Genomic DNA, 24,841 nt, shown 5'->3' on the forward strand with positions numbered 1-24,841 from the left:
GGACTCCTAGGTAGATGCAGCGTCGTTCTTACCTCAATCCTTCTTGGTAAGCTGCTCTTTTAACTGTTTGGGCACCTGCTTGATAATCAAGCGATCCTGGGCGGCGTCGTACTCAATGCTTGAGCCCAACAGGTGGGAATCAAAACTAATCGAGACGCCCCCCGCTCGGCCGGTAAAGCGACGGAACTGGCTCAAGGTGCGCTTATCAGGGGGGATCTCCGGCGAGAGCCCGTAATCGGCGTTGCGTATATGGTCGTAAAACGCTTTCGGCTGCTGTTCGTCCACCAATCCCGAAAGCTCTTCCAGCGTCATTGGCTCGCCGCGGCGCAGCTGTTCGTTGGCGTAGTCCACCAGCGTGTCGGTCTTTTCACGACTCACCTCGTCGTCGTAATCCTCTTTCTCAACGTAGTCGCTAAACGCTTTTAGCAGCGTGCGGGTTTCGGCCGGGGCATCGACGCCCTCTTCCATACCCAGCAAGGCAACCAAGCCCTCGGCGAGTTTTTTGCCGCCGCGATCTTTGAGGAACGAAACGTATTGCGCATTTGGCGCATCGCTCTGCCACTGGGTAAGGTTGATGCGTGCCGCAAGAGTAAGCTGGCTGGTATTGAGCTGGGCAGCGGGTACGGCGTGATGGTCATCGTTAATGCCAATCCCTTCGCGCTGGTGCACCAAGGCAAACAGCAGCGTTTCGGTATCGCCCTGGCGCTGATGGCTGATCACTAAGTAACCACTCACTGACAGCTGCTCTTGAAGCTGCTTGGCCAGCCGTTCGGCCAGCGCAACAGAAAGCTCGGCAAAGCTTTTATCACCCGCCAAATAGTCGCGCAGCCACATGGCAAGCGGCCCTGCCTGCTCGCCCTCTTGGGCAAAGCGCCCCCAGCCTTTCGGCTTGGTGTTGTAGGTGTCATTGAGCGCGCCCACCAGGCCCGCCATCACCGAGTCGTCACTGGGCGCAGCCTGTTCTGATGGGGGTGCAGCGGTTAGGGTTAGGCGCTCACCGTCAAGCGTCGGATCGAGGCGGTGCACAATACTTTGCAGTAGTGGCATAAAGGTCTACTAGCTTCCAGGGTTTAAAAAAGAGTCAGGGCTTAAGGCGATAACCGGTTCGGAAAATCCAACCAATGGCGACCAGGCAAGCTACAAGAAAGAGGGCAATCATGCCCACACTGGCGGCAAGGCTTACATCGCTGATACCGTAAAAACTCCAGCGAAAGCCGCTCACTAGGTACACAACGGGGTTGGCCAGCGTAACGGTTTGCCAGAACGGCGGCAGCATATCGATGGAGTAGAAGCTGCCGCCCAAAAAGGTCAGCGGTGTAATCACTAACAACGGCACCAGCTGAAGCCGGTCAAAGCCATCAGCCCAAATGCCGATGATGAAGCCCAGCAGGCTAAAGGTGACGGCGGTTAGCACTAGGAACGTTAGCATCCAGAATGGATGGGCGATTTCCAACGGTACAAAAAAGCCCGAGGTAGCCAAAATAATCAGCCCCAGCAGAATCGATTTCGAGGCCGCCGCCCCCACGTAGCCGATCACAATCTCTAAATGCGAGATAGGTGCCGACAGCAGCTCGTAAATACTGCCGGAAAATTTTGGAAAGAAGATGCCGAAAGAGGCGTTTGAGACGCTCTGGGTGAGCAGCATTAGCATAATCAGCCCCGGCACAATAAAGGCGCCGTAGCTAACCCCGTTGACCTCACTGATTCGCGAGCCAATCGCGGCACCAAAGACGACGAAGTAAAGCGACGTTGAAATGACCGGCGAGACAATGCTTTGCAGTAGCGTGCGGCGCGTACGCGCCATTTCCGCCATATAAATAGCGCGAACGGGATGCAGGTTCATGCTCGCTCCTTAACCAAATCAACGAAAATATCTTCAAGCGAGCTTTGCCGAGTGTTCAGATCTTTAAAGGTGACGCCCTCTCGCTCAAGCGCAGTCAAAAGCTCTGAAATGGCGTGACCATCCTCTTCCTGGCTACCGTCGTAGGTATAGATCAGCTCATACCCTTCAGCAGCTAGGCTTAGCTCAAAGCGCTGCAGGTTTGCAGGTACCCCTATCAGCGGGCTATGCAGGTTCAGGGTTAGCTGTTTACTGCCCAGCTTGCTCATTAACGCGGCTTTCTCTTCCACCAGCACCAGCTCACCGCGATTGATCACGCCGATACGGTCGGCCATCTCTTCGGCTTCTTCGATGTAGTGGGTAGTCAAAATAATCGTCACGCCGTTATCGCGTAGCTGGCGCACGACTTCCCACATATCCCGGCGCAGCTCAACGTCGACCCCAGCGGTGGGCTCATCCAGAAACAGTATGCGCGGTTCGTGGGAGAGCGCTTTGGCGATTAGCACACGGCGTTTCATACCGCCAGAGAGCGTCATGAGCCGGTTGTTGCGCTTATCCCAAAGCGCCAGCGACTTGAGCACCTTTTCGATATGTGCAGGATTGGGCGCTTTGCCAAACAGGCCACGGCTGAAACTGACGGTGTTCCAGACGGTTTCAAACGCTTCGTTGGTCAGCTCTTGAGGCACTAGTCCAATGCGCTCGCGGGCTTGGCGGTAGTGGGTAATATTATCGAAACCGTCTACCAACACATGACCAGCGGTGGGATTAACCAATCCGCAAACCACACTAATCAGCGTGGTTTTGCCTGCCCCATTGGGGCCAAGCAGGGCAAATATCTCGCCGCGCTGGATGGTTAAGTCGATATGGGTTAACGCCTGAAAGCCACCCTCGTAGGTTTTGTTCAGGCCGTTAATCGTAATAATCGGATCGTTCAAGGCGTACTCCTCACGCCGCGGTCAAATGACCGCGACGCTTGACGGCCTTTTAGGCGCAATTAAGAGCGTTTGGATAGGAGAAATTAAGTGCGTTCGGTAACTTCCAGCAGGTGGTAGCCAAACTGTGTTTTCACCGGGCCGTGTACCTGACCGACTTCATCGTTAAAGACGACTTTATCGAACTCGGGCACCATTTGACCGGGGCCAAAACTACCGAGATCGCCACCTTGACGGCTGGAGGGGCAACTGGAGTGCTCTTTAGCGACTTCGGCAAAGTCGCGGCCATTTTGAATCTCTTCTTTGAGTGCTAGGCACTGCTCTTCACTACTGACCAAAATGTGGCGGGCGCTGGCGCGTGTCATAGGTTACTCCTAACTAATGATGTTCTAAGGGGTCATTCGGGGCGGTAGTTTACCACGCCTTACCCAGGGCTCCGCTATAACGCAATGCTTCGCCCACACGGGCCAAGGCGCGTTCGTGAGCGCTTACCGCCTCTGGCCCGCGAGTACAGGTGACAATCACCCAAGGGCCTTCTGGTGCCATATCCGCGTTAGTGCGCTCGGCTATACCGGCATCGCAGCTACGCCGCTGCTGCGTGCCGGTTTTGTGGGCGAAGCTTATGCCGCTCCCCATACCCGCCTGAAGACGCTGTTTGCCGGAACGGGTTCGCAGCATCAGCGCCAACAGTGTTTGCCGCAGCTCGTCATTTAAATCTTCCATGGCACCTGCTTGTCGAGCAGGGTGCAGGCTGGCAAGCAGGTCGCCAAAGGCGCTTAGGATGCCCACGTTTTCACCGGTGGCTTCGTAAGCATCAAACGCATGGTCGTAATCAGGCTGAGCGAAAGTATCAGTGCTAACGCCTAACACGCGCGCTAACGCCTGCCCGCGCTGGCTCACCGAGTGCTGTCGCAGGGCGATAAAATCCATTCCGCCAAGTTCTCGTGCGTCAGGATGGAGTTCGCCGTAGACCCCTTGGCGTACGCTGACCAACTTTGAGATAGGGCCGAGCTCATCGGGGTTACCGCCGCTTGCGGCGATCATGGTACGGGCGCGCGCGTTAACGTCCGCCAGCCCCACACGGTCAATCAGCATATCGGTGGCGGTGTTATCGCTGACGGTAATCATCTGTTCCATCAAGTAACGAATCGAGATAGGTGTGCCGGGGTCGTGCCAATTAGTAGGGCCCGCGCCATCGACAAAGTCACTGCGCGCCAGCGTTAACCGATCATCCAGTGTTAGCGTGCCCGCCTGACGCTCTGCGAGTACCTGTGCCGCCACCGGTATTTTAATCAGCGAGGCTAAATACCAAGGGTCATGTGCACGCCATGAAAACGCTTCGCCACTGGCGAGGTTTTGTACATAAACGCCCAGTTGACCCTCAAAGACACCTTCAATGGCCTTCAAGCGAGCGGTTAAATCACCCTGCCAAGCGCTCTTTTTATCGACCTCATAGTACCAATTTGTATTGTACCCATCTGCGTAAATCGGGAGCGCAACCAGCAGCGCTACTGCCATTAGTCCACGTTGTATCCAGTGTCGCAATTGGTCACTCCAGCAGTTATTGATTGCTTTTAACGATGGTTCGCCATCCAGCGGGTCACCCAAATCCACGCCGCGGCGCCAAGTATCAACAGGCCACCTACGCCCAGTGCCTGTGGATAGGTGTACATCCCCTCGCCTTCCCACAAAAAGCGCAGCACTAAGAAAATCATCACAATATGGAAAATAAACGCTTTAAGGGCATCTGAACCGACCATCGTCAGCGGCAAAAGTGCCTTCGCGGCTTTGGCGCCACCGGCTAACGCAAGGGCTAACAGCATCAGCGCACCGCCCACGCTAAACAGCATAAATCCAAGCCCTGGCGGGTGTTTGCCGACATTATTGGCCACCGCTAGCATCGCCGCAGGTACATCGCCGCTGGCAAATGCCAATGCATAAAATCCCGCCACCATCAGCGCACCCAGGCTTAACAGAGTGAGCACTAAGCGGCGCCGTTTGGCGGAGTCGAAGTAGCAGCGCAGCAGCGCTTCGCCGATAAGCAGCCCGACGAGAATCATCGGCGCACGGCTAATTTGCCCCCAGGTGTAGTGGTCTTCATGATCGACCAGCAGCGCCTTCAGAATATCGTTGCCGCCAAACGTAAGGCTTTGCAGCCAAATAGTTAGCGCGATTAAAGCGCCAATGATGGCAAGTCGACTCCAGAGCGGCGCCCGCGCCCATAGTGGCAACATCAGCGGCACCCAAAGCAGCGCGATGGCGTAGAAGCCTAAGATTTCGACCCAAATGGCAAACCGCCCATAGAGCAAGGCATCAACGATTTCGTTGGGCGGGTAAAAGGGCAGCATTTCAATGACCAGCAGCGCCTTATACCAAAACCATACTTCTACGGCGCGTAGCCATAACTTTAACCGACGCTTAGGCCAGTCATCGCTTTGAGTGTAGGAAAGAAACGCCACCGCCAGCGCAATGCCAAAGACCAGAATAAACAGCGAAGAAGAAAATTTGGTCAGAAAATGGATCGGCACCATGCCCCAATCAGGCACGTTGCGAATACCCACTAATCCGCTGACCGAGTGGCTGACAATCATCAAGCCTATTGCGATACCACGGGCTAGATCAATCGCTGCTATGCGGCCCTCGCCCTTGGGCAGTTGGGGCTTTTCTGTCCACTTTAAGGGCGTCCATTTCAGCGGCATTGAGTCATCCTTGTGGGGTGCAAGGGTCAAATCATCACGCAAATCGATGCGTTACGCCATAGCGGCAAGACCTACTCAAAGCCCAACTGGCTTCCACTGCTAGCTCCTAGGCTGTGATGGCCTAACTTTGATCGCTAGCAAAAAATAGTATGCCGGGTAACGTTCTGAAGGCAGAAAAATGCTTGGCGCAAACGCAAAATGCCCCGCTAGGGCGGGGCATTTGAGACTAGTTATTAAGACCTATAATAACGTCTTATTTGTCATCTGCTGCTGGCTGTCCGGTAGTTCCAACATCTGGCTCAGATTCTGCGCCAGTACCAGAGATAGTTTCATCGACATCACCAGTGGCGGAGTTCATTGAACCGTGGTCTTCGTTCAAATCAGTCTCTTGCGTAGTGCCTGTTTTTGGTTCGTCTTCTCCAGCACCAATGGTGACCTCATGACCTTCACCACCTGTTTCAGAGGAAGTCATAGATCCTTGATCATCATTCAGATCAGTCTCTTGCGTAGTGCCGGTTTTCGGCTCTTCCTCATTATGCATATCTGCAAAAGCTAATGGGCTAGCCATCAAAGCAAAAGATACACCTACGATACCTAACTTTTTGAAAGAATCCTTCTTCATCATCATGCTATCTCCTATTTAGCTTAATTCCCGATTATGAACATCGGGCTATCATTCCTGTACAACAGCTACTCTTCCTATACAACAGTTACACTAGTAACTAAAAGCGTAGCAGTCAAGTATTTGCAGACAAAATTCTAACTTCCACCTTCATCTTGTACGCACCATATACACAGCCACCTACGCTAGTGCCAAGTCACTTTCACATCATTTACTGCAACTTTATCTACGCCCAGCCAGCATCAACCACCAGCTCCTGGGCGGTAATGGCCTGGCTTTCGACACTGGCTAAAAACAGCGCGGCGGGGGCGATATGTTGGGGCGCAAGGCGCATTTTTAAGCATTGACGTTGTTGAATAGTGGCTTCGTCCTCGGGGCTAATCCACTTTTCAAGCTGCCGTTCGGTCATCACTGCCCCAGGCACCAGCGTATTGACGCGAATATTGTGCTCGCCCATATCCCTGGCCAAGCTACGGGTTAAGCCATGCACCGCCGCCTTGGCGGTGACGTAGGCGGGCAAGCCGCCCAGCGCCATCTGCACGCTGACCGAGCCGAAGTTAATGATCGAGCCGCCGCCTGCCTGGATCATCTGTTCAGCCGCCGCCTGGGCGGCAAAAAACATCGGCCGCAGGTTGAGCGACATGCGCTCATCCCAATAGGCAACATCGACATCCTGCCAGCGGTGTCGATCATCGCTTGCGGCATTGTTTATCAGGGTATGAATCAGCCCTATGTTTTGGCCAGTATCGGCGATGACCTTTTGCAGGCTCTCCACATCGCGAATATCGCAGTGGTGGTAAAGCGGCGGCTCCCCGGCGGCGGCGCTCAGCTCGGCGACCAACGATTCGCTTGCTTCGTCGTTAATATCGACAAACACCACCCGCGCGCCCTGCTGATGAAAGGCACGTGTAAGCGAAGCGCCAATGCCGCTACCGCCGCCGGTAATAAAGACCACTCGCTGCTCAAGGCACCCATAACGCGCTAAGTGCTGGTTCATAGCGGCTCTCTCTTGATATTGTTGTTATCTTAGGCGGCCTCTTCACATATCCACCCACTGCCCACCGGCAGCGGACGAGGCCAGCGCACGGGTAATAAACGTCAGGCCATCGACACCGTCGGCTACCCCCGGTGTTTGCAACGCCAACGCCTCGGCGCGCTCACCACGCTGATGAGCATGAATTTGCACGGCGAAATCGCGATAGAGCTGGGCAAAGGCTTCGAGATAGCCTTCCGGGTGCCCGGGTGGGATGCGCGCAGCCACCATGGCCGCTTCGCCCAGACCGGGGCCGTTGCGGGTCAAGATCCGCGGTGGCTCTCCAAGTGGCGAATGTACTAGCTGATTGGGCGTTTCCTGGCGCCAGGCCAGACCACCTTTACTGCCATAAACGCGTAGCTGCAGGCCGTTTTCATTGCCTGGCGCCACCTGGCTCGACCACAGCATGCCCCGTGCGCCACCTTTAAAGCGCAGTAACATATGCACGTTGTCATCCAACGCACGCCCTTCAACAAAGGTGTGCATATCGGCGGAGAGGGATTCCAGCTGCAGCCCGGTGACATAGCGCGCCAGGTGATACGCGTGAGTGCCGATATCCCCCAAACAACCTGCCGGACCGCTGCGTTTGGGGTCAGTACGCCACTCGGCTTGCTTGACGCCGCTCTCTTCCAGCCGTGTGGATAGCCAATCTTGCGGGTACTCCACCTGGACAACGCGAAGATCACCCAGCTCGCCGTTGGCCACCATCGCGCGCGCCTGGCGAACCAGCGAGTAGCCGGAGTAGTTATGGGTTAAGCCGAAGAACAGCCCCGTCCGTTCCACCAGCTCGGCGAGGGTTTGCGCCTCTTCCAGAGTGATCGTCATTGGCTTGTCGCAGATGACGTGAAAACCCGCTTCTAAAAAGGTGCTCGCCACATCGAAGTGCACATGGTTGGGGGTCACAATGGCAACCACGTCAATGCCATCCGTCCGGTTGCGCTCCCCTTCGGCCATGGTTTGGTAGTCGGGGTAAGCGCGATCAGCGGCGACGTGCAGTTCTGCGGCGGCGGCCCGGCTGCGTTCTGGGTCAGAGGCAAAGGCCCCGGCAACCAGTTCGTAGTGGTCATCCAGCCGGGCGGCAATGCGGTGCACCCCACCGATAAATGCTCCCGGGCCACCGCCGACCATGCCCAGGCGCAGCCGACGCGGCGTGTCGTGTTGATTACTCATGTCGTATCGCCCTCCCCTTTGGTTACATTAATGAAGGCCTAAAATGCGCCGATTGGCAGCGTCGTCAGACCCGCCGCTGGCAAAGTCGTCAAACGCCCGCTCGGTGACCTCAATAATGTGGTCGCGAATAAATGTTGCGCCTTCACGAGCGCCGACTTCCGGGTGCTTCAAGCAGCACTCCCACTCCAGCACCGCCCAGCCTTGGTAGTCGTTGGCCGCCATCCAGGAGAAGATCGACTTGAAGTCGATTTGGCCATCACCCAAGGAGCGGAAACGGCCCGCGCGCTCCGTCCACGACTGATAGCCGGAGTAAACGCCCTGCTTGGGGCTGGGGTTAAACTCGGCGTCCTTAACGTGAAACATCTGAATGTGGTCGCGATACACGTCCAGAAAGCCGCGGTAGTCGAGCTGCTGCAGGATCAGGTGGCTAGGGTCGTAAAGGATGTGGCAGCGCGGGTGGTTGCCGACCCGTTCGAGGAACATCTCAAAGGTGATGCCGTCGTGGAGGTCTTCACCGGGATGAATCTCGTAGCAGAGGTTCACACCCGCCTCGTCAAAGGCGTCCAGAATCGGCCGCCAGCGATTCGCCAGCTCGTCGAACGCCGTCTCGACCAATCCCGCCGGACGCTGGGGCCAGGGATAGATAAACGGCCACGCCAAGGACCCGGAAAAGGTGCCGTGGTCGGTTAAACCAAGGTTTTGCGATGCCTGAGCGGCCAATTTTAGCTGTTCGACAGCCCACTCCTGGCGCGCCTTGGGATTACCGCGCACTTCGGGTACCGCGAAGCCGTCGAACATCTCATCGTAAGCGGGATGTACTGCGACCAGTTGGCCCTGAAGATGAGTGGAGAGCTCTGTCAGCGCCAGACCGTGTTCGGCCAGGGTGCCTTTGATCTCGTCGCAGTAGGTGCGACTCTCGGCAGCACGTTTGAGATCGAACAGGCGCGCATCCCAACTGGGAATCTGTACGCCCTGATAACCCAGCCCCGCTGCCCAGGCGGCAATGCTGTCGAGATTATTAAAGGGGGCTTCGTCACCGGCGAACTGGGCGAGAAAGAGCGCTGGCCCTTTGATGGTTTTCATAGGACTCTCTCAGTGAAATCTAAATGTCGTGAGTAGAGGAGCGCGGGCGACTTCACCCGCGCCTTTTGATCAGATCAGAACGGCGAGTCAGGGAAGTAGTACTGCTCGGCGTTCTCCTGGGTGATCAGCGGTGAGCCCAAAATGTACTCGCCCAAAACCGGACCATTGGAGACAAAGTGCTGTACGGTCAGATCCATGGCGGTGGCAATCATGGCAGGCGGATAGAGCACGTCCACCGGCACCAGTTCGTCGCCGTCCATGACCCGCTTGATGATGTCCTTCATGCCCGCACCACCGACGATAAACAGCTCGTCTTCACGATCCGCCTGGCGCACTGCTTCAATGACCCCTAGCGCGATATCGTCATCCTGAGCCCAGACAGCGTCGATATTGTCGAAGCGCGATAGGTAGTCCTGCATCACTTCAAACCCATCGTCGCGGTTCCAGTTGGCGTGCTGCATATCGAGGATATTGACCTCGGAGCCCTCGATCGCCTCTTGGAAGCCTTGAACCCGCTCATCGTCGATCACCGTGGGAATACCGCGCAGCACCACAATGTCGCCCTGATCATCAAGTCGCTCGCGGATGTACTCGCCGGAAACACGGCCTAACTCATGGTTATTACCCGCCACATAGAGATCCTGGATACCCTCTTCCGTCAGGCCTCGATCCACCACGGTGACGAACACCCCGGACGCTTTAACCCGGCGCACCGGATCGGTCAGCGGCCCAGACTCAAACGGCAGCACCACCAGCGCGTCGATGTTGCGCAGCGATACCAAATCTTCGAGATCATTGGCCTGCTCTCCCGCCGTGCCCGCGGTAGAGATGGTGATCTCGATATCGGGATAGAGCGCCTCAAGGCGTTTTTTGGCCTCTTCGGCATGGTAGTTAACGCCCCCCGTCCAACCATGGGTGGCGGCAGGAATGGAGACACCGATGGTGTACTCCTGGGCAACGGCGGCGCCGGAGAGCGCTATTGCTGAAGTGAGTGCGGCAGTAGTGACGCAGGTCTTCACTGCTGTTTTGATAGTTCGCATAGTGATGCTCCTTTCGTGTTTGTACTTGTTATGTCGCGCGCTGATAGCTGGTGAGTTTATGGCCCTGTCTTCCTCCAAGATGCACGCTGCAGATAGACCGCCACAATGATGATGATCCCCTGCACCGTCCCGTTGAGATAATTGGAAATGGCATCGGTCAAGTTGAGAATATTGCCAATCATGGTAAGCATGATGGCGCCCACTACCGTGCCCCAGATGCGCCCATGCCCACCCTTCAACATGGTGCCGCCGATGATCACCGCGGCAATCGCCTCTAACTCCCAGAGAACACCGGTAGCACCCGATGCAGAGCCCAGCCGGGGCACATAGATAATCGTCGCCAAGGCCACGCACACGCCCTGTAGCATGTAGGTCATGGTTTTGATGCGGTCGACGTGGATAGCGCTGTATTCGGCGACTTTTTCATTGGAGCCGATGGCAAAGCAGTAGCGCCCGAAGCGCGTAAAGTTGAGCAGGATGTAGCCAATAATCGCGACCGCCAGAAACACCCAGACCGGGATAGTGATACCCAGAAAGCTGCCGTAATACACCGGGCGGTAGATATCGCGCACTGCCCAGTCCAGGGTGAGGGTGCCGCCATCGGCGAGGTACGTTACCAATGAACGGTAAATCCCCATGGTGCCCAAGGTGACGATAAACGCCTCAATTTTGCCTTTGGTGGTCACCATGCCGTTGATAAAGCCAGCGCACAGCCCCAGTAGCAGCGAGGCGCCCACGCCGAACAGCACAGTGGTCAGCCCCGCGCCAAACTGCTCGACGAGGCTGTTCATTAGAATAATCATCACCCCGGCAATAAAGGCCGCCATCGCCCCGACCGAAAGGTCCAACCCGCCGGCGGTAATCACGAAGGTGGCGCCGATGGCAATAATGCCGATAAAGGCACTGCGGGTGAGCATGTTAGAAAGGTTATCCAGGCCCAAAAAAGCCGGATTAATCAGCACGCCCAGTAGCGCAAGCACCGCCAGTGCGACAAAGGGCCCCCAGGTTTTCAGGTCTATGGCGAAGCCTTTCTGCTTAATCATTTTGTTAGCTGCTTTGTCAGTCGTTTTGTTGTTAGCCATGACGCTGCTCATCGACCTCTACTCCCTTAATACCGGATGCGTACTGCATGATTTCGTGTTCGTTAATGTGCTCGCCTTCCAGCACCCCGGTGAGCACCCCGGCGCACATGACCGCTACCCGGTGAGAAAGGCCGATCAGCTCGCCCATTTCTGAGGAGATCAATATCACCGAGCAGCCTGCCTCGGTTAATTCATGGATAAAGTGATAGATCTGGTGCTTGGTACCTACATCGATGCCCCGGGTCGGTTCGTTGATAATCACGATTTCAGGGTCAATGGACATCACCTTGGCGAGTAGCAGCTTTTGCTGATTACCGCCGGAGAGTTCGGCAGCGTTGCGCACTGCCGTGCGCAGACGGATATCAAAGCGCTCAATGGCCTGTTGAAAGGCCTGCTCTTCACGGCGGCGGTCGATTAATGGATGGCAGTGAGCGCGCAAATTGAGCAGCGTAACGTTGGAGCGCAGATCCATATTGAGCACCAAGCCTTTACCCTTGCGATCCTCGGTGAGATAAGCAATTCGCTGGTGCACGGCATCGCGCAGGTGGCGCAATACCACCGGCTGGCCATTGCGCAGCACCTGACCGGCGCTTTTACCGCGCAGCCCCAGCACGGCTTCAATCAGCGCGGTTCGGCCAGCGCCCACGATGCCGCCAAATCCCAACACTTCCCCTTGGCGCAGAGTAAAACTGGCCTGTTTAACGGCGCCGGGCACCACCATATCCCGCGCTTCCAGTACCACCGGCGCATCAGAGGGGAGATGCGTACGCGGTGGGTACATTTCAGTGATCTCGCGCCCCACCATCAGTCGTGCCAACTCCTCTTTGCTGCGCCCGGCCATGGGGCCGCTATCCACCAAATGGCCGTCACGCAGCACCGTCACGCGGTCGGCGATCTGCTCAATTTCACGCAGTTTGTGGGAGATATACAGAATAGCCACGCCACGCTGGCGCAGGCGGTCGATGAGTGCGAACAGCACTTTTACTTCATTTTCCGTCAAGGTCGCGGTGGGTTCGTCCATAATCAGCACGCGCACGTCGCGGGTGATCGCCTTGGCGATTTCCACCATCTGCTGATCAGAAGTGCTTAAGTCTTTCACTCGGGCGCGTGGATCGACGTGGGTTTCAAGCTCCTCCAGCGCCGCCCGGCTTTGTTCCCGCATGGCCCGCCGATCCAGAAACACCCCCCGGCGCAGCTCGCGGCCCAGGAAGATGTTCTCCTCTACGCTGAGCTGTTCCGCCAACGCCAGCTCCTGGTGAATCATCACCACGCCGTCGGATTCCGCCTCACCGCTGGATCTATAGTGCCGTTGGCTGCCGCCCACCAAAACCTCGCCTGAGGTGGGGCGAAGGTATCCGGCCAGAATTTTTACCAGGGTCGATTTACCGGCACCGTTCTCACCCAGCAGGGCGTGCACTTTGCCCGCCTGCAGGTCGAGATCAATGTCGAATAACACTTGGTTTTCACCAAACGAGCGGCAGAGTTTGCGCGCTGATAACAGCATGGGGCCACCTGATAATGTCTGTTGTTATTGTGTTGGAGGCTTATCCACATCGATTGCTTTAGGTTGATGCTTGATTTACTTTAGGTGCTAAAATAAATACTTGCATATGCAACTTAGGTCGCACGACCCTATGGCTCTTTCATCGACTGATACTAGCCGCATCGGCAACACCCTGGCGGTGATCCGCACCCTGCGAGATCAAGGGCCGGTGGCACGCACCGATCTAGGCAAACTCAATGGCATTAGCTCCGCTACCGTCACCTCGATTAGCTCCGAGCTGCTCCAGCAGGGGCTGATCAGTGAGCGCCCGCCCGAAACACCCCGTTCAAACGGGCGTGGTCGACCGAAAACCTTGATTGAACTCAAGCCTAATGCCGCCTGTGTGGTGTGCATCAAGCTATCGATCAATGAGATCCAACTGGTGGTCGGGGATTTTGCGGGCCAGGTTCGCCATAGCGAGCTCCACGTGGTGCCCACCTTGACGATGAGCGCCGACGACCTGGCAGCACTGCTGGAAGACAAGATCAGCACTGTTTGCACTCAACAGCTGAAAGGTTTTCAACGCTTGGCGGGGATCTGTTTGGCGGTGCAGGGCGTGGTGTCTTCGCAGAGCGGTACGGTTATCTGGTCACCCGCGTTAAGCTTCCGTAACGCACCGGTCTCGGCGCGATTAGCGGAGCGTTTTCACTGCAGCGTGCTGCTGGAGAATGATGCCAACTGTATCGCCAGCGTTTTAGCGGCACAGTCCGCCTATGCAGACTGCCCCAATTTAGTGGTCATTATGCTGGGCTACGGCATTGGCATGTCGGTGTTGATTAACGGCGTGCCTTATCTCGGCGCCAATGGGTCGGCGGCCGAGTTTGGGCATAGCAAATACCACCCAGATGGCGCACTTTGCGCCTGCGGTCGACGGGGCTGCATTGAAGCCTATGCCAGCGACTACGCGCTCTATCGCGCCGCCGCCAGCCATTTAGAACTTCCCTCTGGCGACAGTGCCCACCCTTCAGAGCAGCAGATGCAGGCGCTCACCCAATTGGCATTAAACGGCGAACCGACTGTACAGCGCATTTATGCCGAGGCTGGCCGGGCATTGGGTTTCGGCATTGCCAATGTGCTGGCGCTGTTCAACCCCGATCTAGTCCTGATTACCGGTTCCGGCGTACGCGGTTTTGACGTTATGCAGACCGCCATGCACAGCGCCATTAATGATGCCCTGGTGGCCGAACTGATGGGCACCACCCGCATCGAAAGCTGCGCCTGGGAGCGCGACATGACTTGCATGGGCGGTATCGCCCTGGCGCTACACGCCACCGATACTCAAACGCTGCTGGATAGCGATTAATGGGTGTCAGTCGTGATAAACCACACTTCGCCCACCATCAATGGTCAAGCAGCTTGCGTTAATAAAGGGCGCCTCATCCGAGGCCAGAAAGACGGCCGTCATGGCCACTTCCTCGGGCTGCCCCAACCGCCCTGGCGGCAGCAACGCTTCGATGCGGGCTTTAGCCGCAGCGGGGTCATCGAACGTCTGCCAATGCGCCTCCACCGCCGGAGTGGCGATATAGCCCGGCGCAATCGCATTGACCCGCACACCGCGCGGAGCGTATTCAATGCCGAGTGCTCGGGTTAAACCAATCAAACCGTGCTTGGCCACCGGATAGGGAAAACAGCCGGGAATAATCGAGAAGCTGTGGGTGGAGGCAATGTTGATAATGGCACCGCCCCCCTGCTCAATAAGATCCGGCAGGACTGCCCGACTGCAGTGCCAGGCGCCTTCAAGATCGACCGCGAGGCACTGCTGCCAGGCCTCGTCCGGCATAGCGAGTGGCTCGTAGAAAACATTCATCCCGGCGTTATTGATCAAGGTGGTCAAGGGGCCGTTCCTTTCCCGCGCTTTTGCTACGGCGGCGTCCACCATTGCGCGGTCAGCAATATCCGCAATCAGCGCCTGGACGTTATGCCCTTCACTACGCAGCTCCGTCGCCAGCCTCTCGACACTATCACCCTCCCGATCCAGCAAGGCGACCGTGGCACCCTCTCGTACGCAGGCCTCGGCAATGGCACGTCCGATGCCCGTAGCTGCCCCGGTGACTAGGATGTGCTTGGCTGCCAGCCTGGCGGTCATGGTGTTTCCTCTTGCGTACGTTCAGTTCGCCAGTCAAACATCAATGCGAGTGCCGCGGCACATCAGACCCGCGGCAGCCGACCAGGAAGTCGAAGTCGCAGCCTTCGTCCGCCTGGAGTACACGCTCAATATACAGCTGGCGATACCCACCTTGGCTGGCGATCAGCGTCGAGGCGGCGTTGGGGTCGCTTTCGGCCAGGCGCGAGGCAAGCTCTTCATCGCTGATTTCCAGATGCAGGCCGCCGCTGGCGCAGTCGAGTTCGATCCAGTCGCCGTTGCGTACCGCCGCTAGCGGGCCGCCAGCAGCGGCTTCGGGGGCGACGTGCAGTACCACGGTGCCGTAGGCGGTGCCGCTCATGCGTGCATCGGAAATACGCACCATATCGGTAATCCCCTGGGCGAGGATCTTGGGCGGCAGGCCCATGTTGCCTACCTCGGCCATGCCATGATAACCGCGGGGGCCGCAGTGTTTCATGACCAGGATGTCGTTGGCTTCCACGTCCAGGTCCGGGTCGTTAATGCGTGCTTTGTAGTCGTCGAAGTCTTCAAACACTACCGCGCGACCGCGGTGCTGCATCAGCTCGGCGGTTGCCGCCGAGGGCTTGAGCACCGCACCGTTGGGGGCCAGATTGCCGCGCACCACGCATATACCACCGTCTGCGGTGAGGGGGTTGTCCAGCGGGCGAATGACTTCATCGTTGTACAGTGGGGCGTCCTGAACGTTCTCCCAAAGTGTTTTGCCGTTGACGGTGAGTGCGTCCTTGAAGGGCAGCCGGTCGGCTTCACCCAGGCGCCTGAGCACCGCCGGTAGACCGCCCGCATAGTAAAACTCTTCCATCAAAAAGCGCCCCGAGGGCTGAAGATCCACCACCGTGGGGGTGCCGCGCCCTACCCGGCTCCAGTCGTCAAGCGTCAGATCCACGCCGATGCGCCCGGCAATCGCTTTGAGGTGAATCACCGCGTTGGTGGAGCCGCCGATGGCGGCGTTGGTGCGGATGGCGTTGTCGAAGGCTTCTTTCGTGAGGATTTTGGACAGCCGCAGGTCTTCGTTGACCATCTCGACAATCCGGTTACCCGATAAATGGGCCAGCACGTAGCGGCGGGAGTCCACCGCGGGAATCGCCGCATTGTGGGGCAGCGAGGTACCCAGGGATTCGGCCATACAGGCCATGGTGGAGGCGGTGCCCATGGTGTTGCAGGTACCCGCAGAACGGGACATGCCCGCCTCGGCGGCCATAAAGTCGTGCAGTGAAATCTCACCCGCCTTGACCTGCTCGGAGAGCTTCCACACCACGGTACCGGAGCCGATATCCTTGCCCTTGTGCTTGCCGTTGAGCATCGGCCCGCCAGTCACCACGATGGTGGGGATATCGCAGCTCGCCGCCCCCATCAGCAGTGCCGGGGTGGTTTTATCGCAGCCCACCAGCAGTACCACACCATCCATGGGGTTGCCGCGAATGGCTTCTTCCACGTCCATGCTGGCCAGGTTACGGGTGAACATGGCCGTGGGACGCAGGTTGGATTCGCCGTTGGAAAACACCGGAAACTCCACCGGATAGCCGCCCGCCTCCAGGATGCCCTGCTTCACGTGTTCCGCCAATTTGCGGAAGTGGGCGTTGCAGGGCGTCAGCTCCGACCAGGTGTTGCAGATACCGATGATCGGCTTGCCCTGGAACTCATGGTCGGGGATGCCCTGGTTTTTCATCCAACTACGGTACATAAAACCGTTTTTATCGGCGGTGCCAAACCATTGGGCGGAGCGTAGGGGCGGCTTGCGATCAGACATGGGGATCTCTCCGGAAAAAATCGGTGAAAAAGTTCATGGGAAAAAGGCATCGATATGTGGTGTTAGGCCCGCTGACGACGAGTGTGTTTCCAGCGGTCAAACATCACGGCCAGCAGTAGAATTCCACCGCGTACTAGGTACTGGTAAAACGTCGGCACGTTGAGCAGGCCCATGGCATTCTGCACACAGCCCATGATCAGCACCCCGACCACCACGCCGGTGATCGTCGCCACACCGCCCGACAGCGCAACCCCGCCCAGTACACAGGCGGAGATTACTGCCAACTCCAGACCCATGGAGGTATTTGGATCCCCCAGACCCATGCGCGAGGCCAGCAGCACCCCTACGATGCCAGCCACCACACCCTGAAGACCGAAGACAATAATCTTGAGGCGGCGGACGTTGACCCCCGCCAGCGCAGCGGCCTCGGAGTTACCGCCAGTCGCCAGCACATTGCGCCCGAAGGCAGTCATATTGAGTATTACGCCAAAGATCACAAAGCAGGCCAGCATCGTCCATACCGGCAGGGTTAGACCGAGAAAGGAGGCGCTGCCCAGATCGAAGAAGCCCGGCACGGTAATCATCACGGCGTCACCACCCGAGGTGATGTAAGCCAACCCGCGCACAAACTCCATTGCTGCCAGCGTTGCGATCAGCGAGTTAATGCCGAACTTGGCAATGACCAGGCCGTTAAAGGCACCTACCGCGCCCCCAGCCACAATGCCCCCTATCACGCCAATAAACACGCTACCGGTGCTGGTGGTCACCGTTGCGGCGACCACCCCTGCAAAGGCCACCGTGGAGGCCACCGAAAGATCCACCTCACCCAGCGCCAATACCAACATCATGGTGGCGGCTAAACTGCCGATTAAGGTCACCGACAGCAGCAACCCGACCATATTGCGGCCGGTTAGGAAGTCAGGGATGAGCACCGCTAGCGCGATAAACAACAGCAAAAAAATCGCAATCATGCCCGAGGTATCGAGCAGTGTACGTAGCGGCTTGATAAGCCCTTGGCGCCCCGCCGGGCGAGCGGGCGCTTTATGGCCATCGCTTTGGGTTACATCGTTCGTTGTCATGATTATCGTCCTGAGCGTGTTCTTTTAAGAGCGAGCGTGCTGAAAAAAAGCCGACTTAGGCGGGCAATGCCAGCCCCAACAGGCGTTCGGGGGTGGCCGACTCGCGCGGCACCACGTCTACTAATTCCCCGTCGCGCATCACCGCGATCCGGTCGCAAATAGAGCTAACTTCCGCGAGGTCACTGGAAATCACCACGACGCTTTTGCCCTGTTCGGCCAGGTCGTAGAGCAGCGAGTAAATGTCTCGCCGAGCGCCCACGTCGATGCCTCGGGTCGGCTCGTCCATCACGAACAGATCAATCTCTTCAGCCAGCCAACGGGCCAGAATCACCTTCTGCTGATTACCGCCCGAGAGCTTACCAATGGGCGTTCGCGGGCTCGGCGTTTTAACGCTGAGTTGCTGAATATACGACTCGGCATTACGCCGCTCACGACCAGGGTGGCGAAACATTCCCCAGCGTTTAAAAAAGCGTCGACAGCTGATATTGAGGTTGTCGGCGACGCTGGCCACCGGGAAAATACCCTGGGATTTACGATCCTCCGGGCACATGGCAATCCCCGCACGAATGGCATCTTGAGGGCTTTTAAACCGTCGCACCTCGCCATTGAATTGCACGCTACCTGCTTTGGGAGACTCGACCCCGCAGACCAGCCGCAGCAACTCGCTGCGTCCGGCGCCGACTAGACCAAACAACCCAAATACTTCACCGCGCTTAACGGAGAAACTTACCGGTGCCTTAAGGCCACGCCCCTGAATGCCCTCGACGTTCAATATCACGTCGCCATGCTCGCGAGGGCGATAGCCGTAAACATCGTTGATATCCCGGCCCACCATCTCACTCACTAAGAGGTCGTGATTCAGAGCCGACATATCCTCGTGGGTGCGAATATGCTGACCATCGCGGAAGATCGTCACCGCATCGCACATATCAAACACCTCTTCCATACGGTGCGTCACGTAGAGCACCACCCGCCCCTCGTCACGCAGCCGTTTGACGATGCGCTTTAGCTGGCGGGTCTCTTGAATGGAAAGGCTGCTGGTAGGTTCATCAAAGGCGATAATCTTGGCGTCGCGCAGCAGCGCACGGCCAATCTCAATCATTTGCTGTTGGCCGATGGAGAGATCGCGGACCTTGGTCGAGGGGTGGATATTCCCCTCACCAAGGTCGGCCAGAATCGCCAGCGCTTTTTCGCGCAACTGGCGACGGTTAACAAAGCCCCGCCGCGTAGGCAGTTGGCCCAGCAGCAGGTTCTCGGCCACCGACATATTGGGCGAGAGCGTTAACTCCTGGTAGATAATGGCGATCCCTTCTCGCAGCGCTTCACGGGCGTTACTGAACACGTGGCGCTGGCCGTTGATCCACAACGCCCCTTCCGCCACGCGATTAACACCACTTAGCACCTTGAGCAGAGTGGATTTACCCGCGCCGTTCTCGCCCATTAGCGCATGCACTTGGCCGGTGTGAGCCGCGAAGCTCACACCATCCAGCGCCCGCACGCCAGGGAAGACGACGCTAATCGCGTCGAAACGTAGATAAGCATCAGACATGCTTCAATACTCCCGCGGTCACTTATCGTTACAGACGCCGTTTTCTTATAGACCCAGGTCTTCGCGCACTTCCTGCCAGTTCTCACGTGTCATCAAGACACCTGAGGTTTCGGTATTGGTCGGCGGTTGTTTGTCTTCGCTAATCCAGCGGTAGAGATCTTCAGCGGTCTGACTTCCGTGCATAGTAGAGCTGACAGCCACGGTACCGTGAAAGCCTGTGGGGTTATCACGTGAGAATTCCGCAAAGGCAGCACCGGAGCCGTTAATACCGACGCCGATCACATCTTCTGGGGCCAGGCCGTATTGCTCGGTAGCCCGGACGCCACCCAGCACACTTTCCTCGTTAAGGGCATAGATCACCCAATGCTCATAATCGCCACGCTGCGAGAGCACCGGAGATGCGGCCGAAAAGGCGCTGGCGGTATCGCTGTTCTGCTGGGGCGCATCAAAGATATTGCCTTCAGGGAAGCCAGCGTCAAGGAGCGCAGCGGTGGCACCATCAGTACGCTCAACGGCGGTGGGTAGCTCGTTATTGGTGATGCGTAGCGCGGCCACCTCTTCAGGATTCCAGCCGCGCGCTTCTATTTCGGCGGCAATCGCATCGCCTACCTGCTGACCAATCTTATAACCGGACATGCCCAGGTGCGGTACGCCTTCCATCGGTTCACCGCTCGAGTTAACGAACTGATCATCTACGGTGACTACTTTCATATCGTACTGGTTAGCACGGTTCATGATGGCGGGCCCCAGACGCACGTCCGGCGGACAGATTACAAAGCCTTCAGCACCCTGGGCATAGAGGTTATCAATGGCGGTGAGCACTTCCTGGCCATCTTCGCCGCTTAGGCGTACCACGTCGAAACCAAGCTCTTCGCCGACTGCCGTCGCGGCCTGTTGTTCGTTAATAAACCATGCCTGCTCTGGTTTTTTAACGATAAAGCCTATCTTCACCTCGTCTTCCTGTGCCTGTACTGACCCCAGCGAGGCCAGCATGATGGCGCTGCCGAGCGCTAAACGAGTAAATGTTTTGGTTAGTTGCATGGTCTTACTCCTACTTTTATTGATTATTTTTGCGTCGCTGTGAATGAGCTGTTTTTAATTGTGGGGATTGCTGCTTGCTCCGGTTGCTAGTAACGAACGCTGCGCGTTACTCATCAAAAGATTCCTGGGCGGAAAAACGGTATACCGTACGAGAAAGGTAAGTATCATCGGGCTCTAGGATCGTGCTGGGAAACGCATCCTGATTGGGCGAATCAGGGTAGTGCTGGGTTTCCAGCGCAAAGCCAGAGCGGTGGCCGTAGGCCTTACCCTGTTTACCGGTCAGGTCGCCGTTAAGAAAGTTGCCCGAGTAAAATTGGATCGCGGGTTCGGTGGTAGTGATTTCCACCATGCGTCCGCTCTGCGGCTCCCACACCTTGGCAGCCAAGACCAGTTCATCCGATGCTGCGTTATCACGGGCCAGCACAAAGTTGTGGTCATAACCGCCGCCAAAAGAGAGCTGCTCATTGTCCTGCTCAATTCGTTCACCGATAGGCGTCGGCTGGGTAAAGTCGAACGGTGTGCCATCTACTGCACGAATCTCGCCGGTAGGGATCAGCGTGTCGTTAACTGGGGTAAAGGCAGGGGCGTTAATCATTAGCTGATGATCGAGAATGGTGTCACTACCTTCGCCCTTTAGATTGAAATAGCTATGTTGGGTGAGGTTGATGGGTGTGGCCTTATCGGTCACGGCTTGGTAATCGACCATAAGCTCGTCGTTATCGGTCAACGTATAGGTCACCTCGGTCTCTAACCTACCGGGATAACCCTCTTCGCCATCCTCGCTGGTATAGCGCAATACCAAACCAGAGCCTGCTTCGTTTTCAAATGGTTCGGCTTGCCACAGCACTTTATCGAACCCTTGATCGCCGCCGTGAAGATGATTGCTGCCATCATTGGTGGCCAGTGAATAGCTTTTCCCATCAAGAGAGAACTGGCCGCCCGCGATACGGTTGCCGTAGCGCCCAATGATCGCCCCGAAGTAGGGGTTAGCCTGACGGTACGCGTCGGAGAGATACACATCCAGCGCGTCGAAGCCCAACGCTATGTCGTCAAACTCGCCCGCAACATTGGGGGTTTTCAGCGACAGGATAATGCCGCCATAGTTGGTCACCCGCAGCTCGATACCATTGGCGTTGGTAAATTGATAGACATCGACCTGACGGCCATCAGGCAAGTGACCAAACACCGATTTCTCAACGCCGTTTTCGGCGCCATTTCCTATTGTCGTCTGCGTTTCGCTTTGTGCTTGAGCCGCGCTAACCATCAGCAGGGCGATACCGGTGCTTAGCAGCAGCATTGATCCAGCGCTATGCCTCAGAGCGCCTACCTGAGTATTCATGAGTGGCATGATTTTCCTCCTAATGGAGATCGTTGTTGTTATTGGAACGCCTATTCAGTCATTACAGTAGCCACGTCTTGCATAACCAACCAATATACAAACACCTTATTATCGATATACTTCTAAGTATCAGTAACAACTCGGGGCTTATTCCATGGGCGTTCTCGGCGAGAACTGGTTTTTAGACGTGCGACTAAAGTTGCGCCATTTTCAGCTTTTTTTAGCCCTGGATGAGCAGCGCAACCTGCATCGTGCGGCTACTCAGCTCAATATGAGCCAACCCGCTGCCTCAAAACTACTCAGCGACCTGGAAGCCAACCTGGGTATTCGCCTGTTTGATCGCCACCCCCGCGGGCTAACGCCTAACTGGTACGGCGAGATTATGATTCGTCACGCCCACAGCATGCTTTCAGCGTTACATCATACCGGTGAGGAGTTGAACGCACTCGGCAAAGGGAATGCGGGCACGGTAGCGGTCGGTACGGTGATGGCCCCGGCGGTCACTCTGCTTACCAGCGCCATTGAGCAGGTACAACGCGACCGGCCAGGGCTAAAGATCAGCGTGGATGTGGATGTTAGTAAGGTGCTGGTACCGCGTCTGCTCGAAGGCGAGCTGGATTTCGCGATTACCCGCATTCCCGCAGGCATCGATGCCGAGCGCTTCGTATTTGAAGAAATTGGCGAGGAAGAACTCTGCTTTGTGTGTCGCCAAGGGCATCCATTAGCCGATAAACAAACACTGAGCCTTGCTGATATGGCGGGCTTCCCTTGGTCGCTGCAGCCTACCGGCGCGTTGATGCGCCAGCGGGTGGATAGCCTATTTCTGCACCACCAAGTCGCGCCGCCCCGACAGATTGTCGATACCGCAGACTTGCTGCTGTCGCTAGCGCTGGTCGACAAATCCAACACCATCACGGTAACTACGCGGGAAGCCGCCGACTTGCTCTGTCCGCCTCAGCGCTTTCACCTGCTGCCCTTTAGCGAGACGCTGAGCGTTCAGCCCTATGGGCTGGTGAGTTTGCGCCACCAACGCCTCTCCCCCGGTGCAGCCGCCCTAATGAGCACCCTGCGCGAGATTATTGCCCAGGGGGCTTAGCTAACGTCGCGCGCCTTCAGTTCAGCGTATTAATGCGAGTGACGCGGCACATCAGAACCCCGACAGCCGACCAAAAAGTCGAAGTCGCAGCCTTCGTCCGCCTGGAGCACCCGCTCGATGTACAGCTGGCGGTAGCCTCCCTGGCTGGCGATGAGCGTTGAGGCGGCGGTGGGGTCACTGTCGGCTAAACGTGATGCCAGTTCTTCATCGCTGATGTCCAGGTGCAGTCGGCCGCTGGCGCAGTCGAGTTCGATCCAGTCGCCGTTGCGTACCGCCGCCAGCGGGCCGCCAGCGGCGGCTTCGGGCGCTACGTGCAGTACCACGGTGCCATACGCCGTGCCGCTCATACGGGCATCCGAAATACGTACCATATCGGTAATCCCCTGGGCGAGTATCTTGGGCGGCAGGCCCATATTGCCTACCTCCGCCATGCCGTGATAGCCGCGGGGGCCGCAGTGTTTCATGACCAGAATGTCGTTGGCTTCCACGTCCAAGTCTGGGTCGTTGATGCGAGCCTTGTAGTCGTCGAAGTCTTCAAATACCACCGCGCGACCGCGGTGCTGCATCAGCTCAGCCGTGGCTGCCGAGGGCTTGAGCACTGCGCCATTGGGGGCTAGGTTGCCGCGCACGACGCAGATACCACCGTCTGCGGTGAGGGGGTTGTCCAGCGGGCGAATAACGTCGTCGTTGTAGAGCGGCGCGTCTTTCACGTTCTCCCACAGGGTTTTGCCGTTGACGGTTAACGCGTCTTTGAAGGGGAGCCGGTCGGCCTCGCCGAGGCGCTTGAGCACCGCGGGCAGGCCACCGGCGTAGTAGAACTCCTCCATCAAAAAGCGCCCCGAGGGCTGCAGGTCGACCACCGTGGGCGTGCCGCGCCCCACCCGGCTCCAGTCGTCCAGCGTCAGATCCACGCCGATGCGCCCGGCAATCGCTTTGAGGTGAATCACCGCGTTGGTGGAGCCGCCAATCGCCGCGTTGGTACGGATGGCGTTGTCGAAGGCTTCCTTGGTGAGGATTTTGGAGAGCCGCAGATCTTCGTTGACCATCTCGACAATGCGGTTACCCGACAAATGGGCAAGCACGTAGCGGCGGGAGTCCACCGCAGGGATGGCGGCGTTATGGGGCAGCGAGGTGCCCAGGGATTCCGCCATGCAGGCCATAGTTGAGGCGGTGCCCATGGTGTTGCAGGTGCCCGCAGAACGGGACATGCCCGCCTCGGCGGCCATAAAGTCATGGAGTGAAATCTCGCCGGCCTTGACCTGCTCGGAGAGCTTCCACACCACGGTGCCAGAACCAATATCCTTACCTTTGTGCTTACCGTTGAGCATCGGCCCACCGGTGACCACGATGGTGGGGATATCGCAACTTGCCGCGCCCATCAGCAGCGCCGGGGTGGTTTTGTCGCAGCCCACCAGCAGTACCACGCCATCCATGGGGTTGCCGCGAATGGCTTCTTCCACGTCCATGCTGGCCAGGTTACGGGTGAACATGGCCGTGGGACGCAGGTTGGATTCGCCGTTGGAAAACACCGGAAACTCCACCGGATAGCCGCCCGCCTCCAGGATGCCCTGCTTCACGTGTTCCGCCAATTTGCGGAAGTGGGCGTTGCAGGGCGTCAGCTCCGACCAGGTGTTGCAGATACCGATGATCGGCTTGCCCTGGAACTCATGGTCGGGAATCCCCTGGTTTTTCATCCAACTTCGGTACATAAAACCGTTCTTATCGGCGGTGCCGAACCATTCAGCACTGCGCAGCGGGCGTTGACGTTGGTCCATGGGGTTAACTCCTTGTTTTAGTTCGGTGACGGCTGACGACCTGAGC

The 24,841-nt window shown here is 57.3% G+C and carries 22 protein-coding genes; 2 read left to right on the forward strand and 20 right to left on the reverse strand.

Going from position 1 to position 24,841, the window contains the following annotated elements:
- Positions 1 to 33: 33 nt before the first annotated feature.
- From QEN58_RS16485 to QEN58_RS16545, 13 genes are all read right to left on the reverse strand, one after another.
- Entirely contained in the window at positions 34 to 1,047 is a 1,014-nt protein-coding gene (locus tag QEN58_RS16485) for a nucleoid-associated protein (RefSeq protein WP_280104682.1), read from the reverse strand.
- Positions 1,048 to 1,081: 34 nt separating this feature from the next.
- Positions 1,082 to 1,843 carry an ABC transporter permease gene (locus QEN58_RS16490; protein ID WP_280104683.1) on the reverse strand — a complete coding sequence of 254 codons (762 nt, stop codon included), beginning with the start codon at positions 1,841 to 1,843 and terminating at the stop codon, positions 1,082 to 1,084.
- A complete protein-coding gene (locus QEN58_RS16495) occupies positions 1,840 to 2,775 on the reverse strand; it encodes an ABC transporter ATP-binding protein (protein WP_280104684.1) in 936 nt (311 codons plus the stop codon). Before QEN58_RS16495 ends, QEN58_RS16490 begins: the two co-directional genes overlap by 4 nt.
- 83 nt (positions 2,776 to 2,858) lie before the next feature.
- Positions 2,859 to 3,137: a peptidylprolyl isomerase gene (locus QEN58_RS16500; RefSeq protein WP_280104685.1), complete on the reverse strand. Its 279-nt coding sequence runs from the start codon at positions 3,135 to 3,137 to the stop codon at positions 2,859 to 2,861.
- Between the two features lie 49 nt (positions 3,138 to 3,186).
- A complete protein-coding gene (locus QEN58_RS16505; RefSeq protein ID WP_280106955.1) occupies positions 3,187 to 4,290 on the reverse strand; it encodes a serine hydrolase in 1,104 nt (367 codons plus the stop codon).
- Positions 4,291 to 4,346: 56 nt separating this feature from the next.
- A complete protein-coding gene (locus tag QEN58_RS16510) occupies positions 4,347 to 5,471 on the reverse strand; it encodes a heparan-alpha-glucosaminide N-acetyltransferase domain-containing protein (RefSeq protein WP_280104686.1) in 1,125 nt (374 codons plus the stop codon).
- Positions 5,472 to 5,724: 253 nt separating this feature from the next.
- On the reverse strand, positions 5,725 to 6,099 hold the full coding sequence (locus QEN58_RS16515) for a hypothetical protein (protein ID WP_280104687.1): 375 nt from the start codon (positions 6,097 to 6,099) through the stop codon (positions 5,725 to 5,727).
- A gap of 220 nt (positions 6,100 to 6,319) precedes the next feature.
- Positions 6,320 to 7,090, reverse strand: coding sequence for an SDR family NAD(P)-dependent oxidoreductase (locus tag QEN58_RS16520; protein WP_280104688.1), 771 nt, complete (start codon positions 7,088 to 7,090; stop codon positions 6,320 to 6,322).
- A gap of 42 nt (positions 7,091 to 7,132) precedes the next feature.
- Positions 7,133 to 8,296 carry a Gfo/Idh/MocA family protein gene (locus QEN58_RS16525; protein WP_280104689.1) on the reverse strand — a complete coding sequence of 388 codons (1,164 nt, stop codon included), beginning with the start codon at positions 8,294 to 8,296 and terminating at the stop codon, positions 7,133 to 7,135.
- 27 nt (positions 8,297 to 8,323) lie between these two features.
- Entirely contained in the window at positions 8,324 to 9,379 is a 1,056-nt protein-coding gene (locus QEN58_RS16530; protein ID WP_280104690.1) for a sugar phosphate isomerase/epimerase family protein, read from the reverse strand.
- A 74-nt stretch (positions 9,380 to 9,453) separates the two neighbouring features.
- Complete coding sequence (locus tag QEN58_RS16535) at positions 9,454 to 10,419, reverse strand: ABC transporter substrate-binding protein (protein WP_280104691.1); 966 nt, start codon at positions 10,417 to 10,419, stop codon at positions 9,454 to 9,456.
- Positions 10,420 to 10,475: 56 nt separating this feature from the next.
- A complete protein-coding gene (locus QEN58_RS16540; RefSeq protein ID WP_280104692.1) occupies positions 10,476 to 11,513 on the reverse strand; it encodes an ABC transporter permease in 1,038 nt (345 codons plus the stop codon).
- Positions 11,494 to 13,005 (reverse strand): sugar ABC transporter ATP-binding protein, encoded by a 1,512-nt coding sequence (locus QEN58_RS16545; protein ID WP_280104693.1) that lies wholly within the window; start codon positions 13,003 to 13,005, stop codon positions 11,494 to 11,496. Before QEN58_RS16545 ends, QEN58_RS16540 begins: the two co-directional genes overlap by 20 nt.
- Before the next feature lie 130 nt (positions 13,006 to 13,135).
- Here QEN58_RS16545 and QEN58_RS16550 point away from each other — a divergent pair, with 130 nt between their 5' ends.
- The gene (locus QEN58_RS16550; RefSeq protein ID WP_280104694.1) at positions 13,136 to 14,347 is read left to right on the forward strand and encodes an ROK family protein; all 1,212 of its coding nucleotides are present in this window, start codon (positions 13,136 to 13,138) and stop codon (positions 14,345 to 14,347) included.
- A 6-nt stretch (positions 14,348 to 14,353) separates the two neighbouring features.
- Here QEN58_RS16550 and QEN58_RS16555 read toward each other — a convergent pair whose 3' ends face one another.
- The 6 genes from QEN58_RS16555 to QEN58_RS16580 all read right to left on the reverse strand — a co-directional run bounded on the left by QEN58_RS16555 (position 14,354) and on the right by QEN58_RS16580 (position 21,933).
- The gene (locus tag QEN58_RS16555) at positions 14,354 to 15,130 is read right to left on the reverse strand and encodes an SDR family oxidoreductase (protein WP_280104695.1); all 777 of its coding nucleotides are present in this window, start codon (positions 15,128 to 15,130) and stop codon (positions 14,354 to 14,356) included.
- A gap of 40 nt (positions 15,131 to 15,170) precedes the next feature.
- On the reverse strand, positions 15,171 to 16,916 hold the full coding sequence (locus QEN58_RS16560) for an IlvD/Edd family dehydratase (RefSeq protein ID WP_280104696.1): 1,746 nt from the start codon (positions 16,914 to 16,916) through the stop codon (positions 15,171 to 15,173).
- Between the two features lie 62 nt (positions 16,917 to 16,978).
- Complete coding sequence (gene araH / locus QEN58_RS16565) at positions 16,979 to 17,995, reverse strand: L-arabinose ABC transporter permease AraH (protein ID WP_133733729.1); 1,017 nt, start codon at positions 17,993 to 17,995, stop codon at positions 16,979 to 16,981.
- A gap of 55 nt (positions 17,996 to 18,050) precedes the next feature.
- Positions 18,051 to 19,544, reverse strand: coding sequence for an L-arabinose ABC transporter ATP-binding protein AraG (gene araG / locus QEN58_RS16570; protein WP_280104697.1), 1,494 nt, complete (start codon positions 19,542 to 19,544; stop codon positions 18,051 to 18,053).
- A 45-nt stretch (positions 19,545 to 19,589) separates the two neighbouring features.
- Positions 19,590 to 20,585 carry an arabinose ABC transporter substrate-binding protein gene (locus QEN58_RS16575; RefSeq protein ID WP_280104698.1) on the reverse strand — a complete coding sequence of 332 codons (996 nt, stop codon included), beginning with the start codon at positions 20,583 to 20,585 and terminating at the stop codon, positions 19,590 to 19,592.
- 106 nt (positions 20,586 to 20,691) lie between these two features.
- Positions 20,692 to 21,933, reverse strand: a complete 1,242-nt coding sequence (locus QEN58_RS16580) for an aldose epimerase family protein (protein ID WP_280104699.1) — start codon at positions 21,931 to 21,933, stop codon at positions 20,692 to 20,694.
- Between the two features lie 145 nt (positions 21,934 to 22,078).
- On the opposite strand from QEN58_RS16580, the gene QEN58_RS16585 reads away from it, so the two are divergent.
- Positions 22,079 to 23,020 (forward strand): LysR substrate-binding domain-containing protein, encoded by a 942-nt coding sequence (locus QEN58_RS16585; RefSeq protein WP_280104700.1) that lies wholly within the window; start codon positions 22,079 to 22,081, stop codon positions 23,018 to 23,020.
- A 29-nt stretch (positions 23,021 to 23,049) separates the two neighbouring features.
- Here the strand turns inward: QEN58_RS16585 and QEN58_RS16590 are convergent, their stop codons facing one another.
- Positions 23,050 to 24,795, reverse strand: coding sequence for an IlvD/Edd family dehydratase (locus QEN58_RS16590; protein WP_280104701.1), 1,746 nt, complete (start codon positions 24,793 to 24,795; stop codon positions 23,050 to 23,052).
- Positions 24,796 to 24,841 lie beyond the last annotated feature (46 nt).

This window comes from Halomonas alkaliantarctica (assembly GCF_029854215.1).
Taxonomy (GTDB): Bacteria; Pseudomonadota; Gammaproteobacteria; order Pseudomonadales; family Halomonadaceae; genus Vreelandella; species Vreelandella alkaliantarctica_A.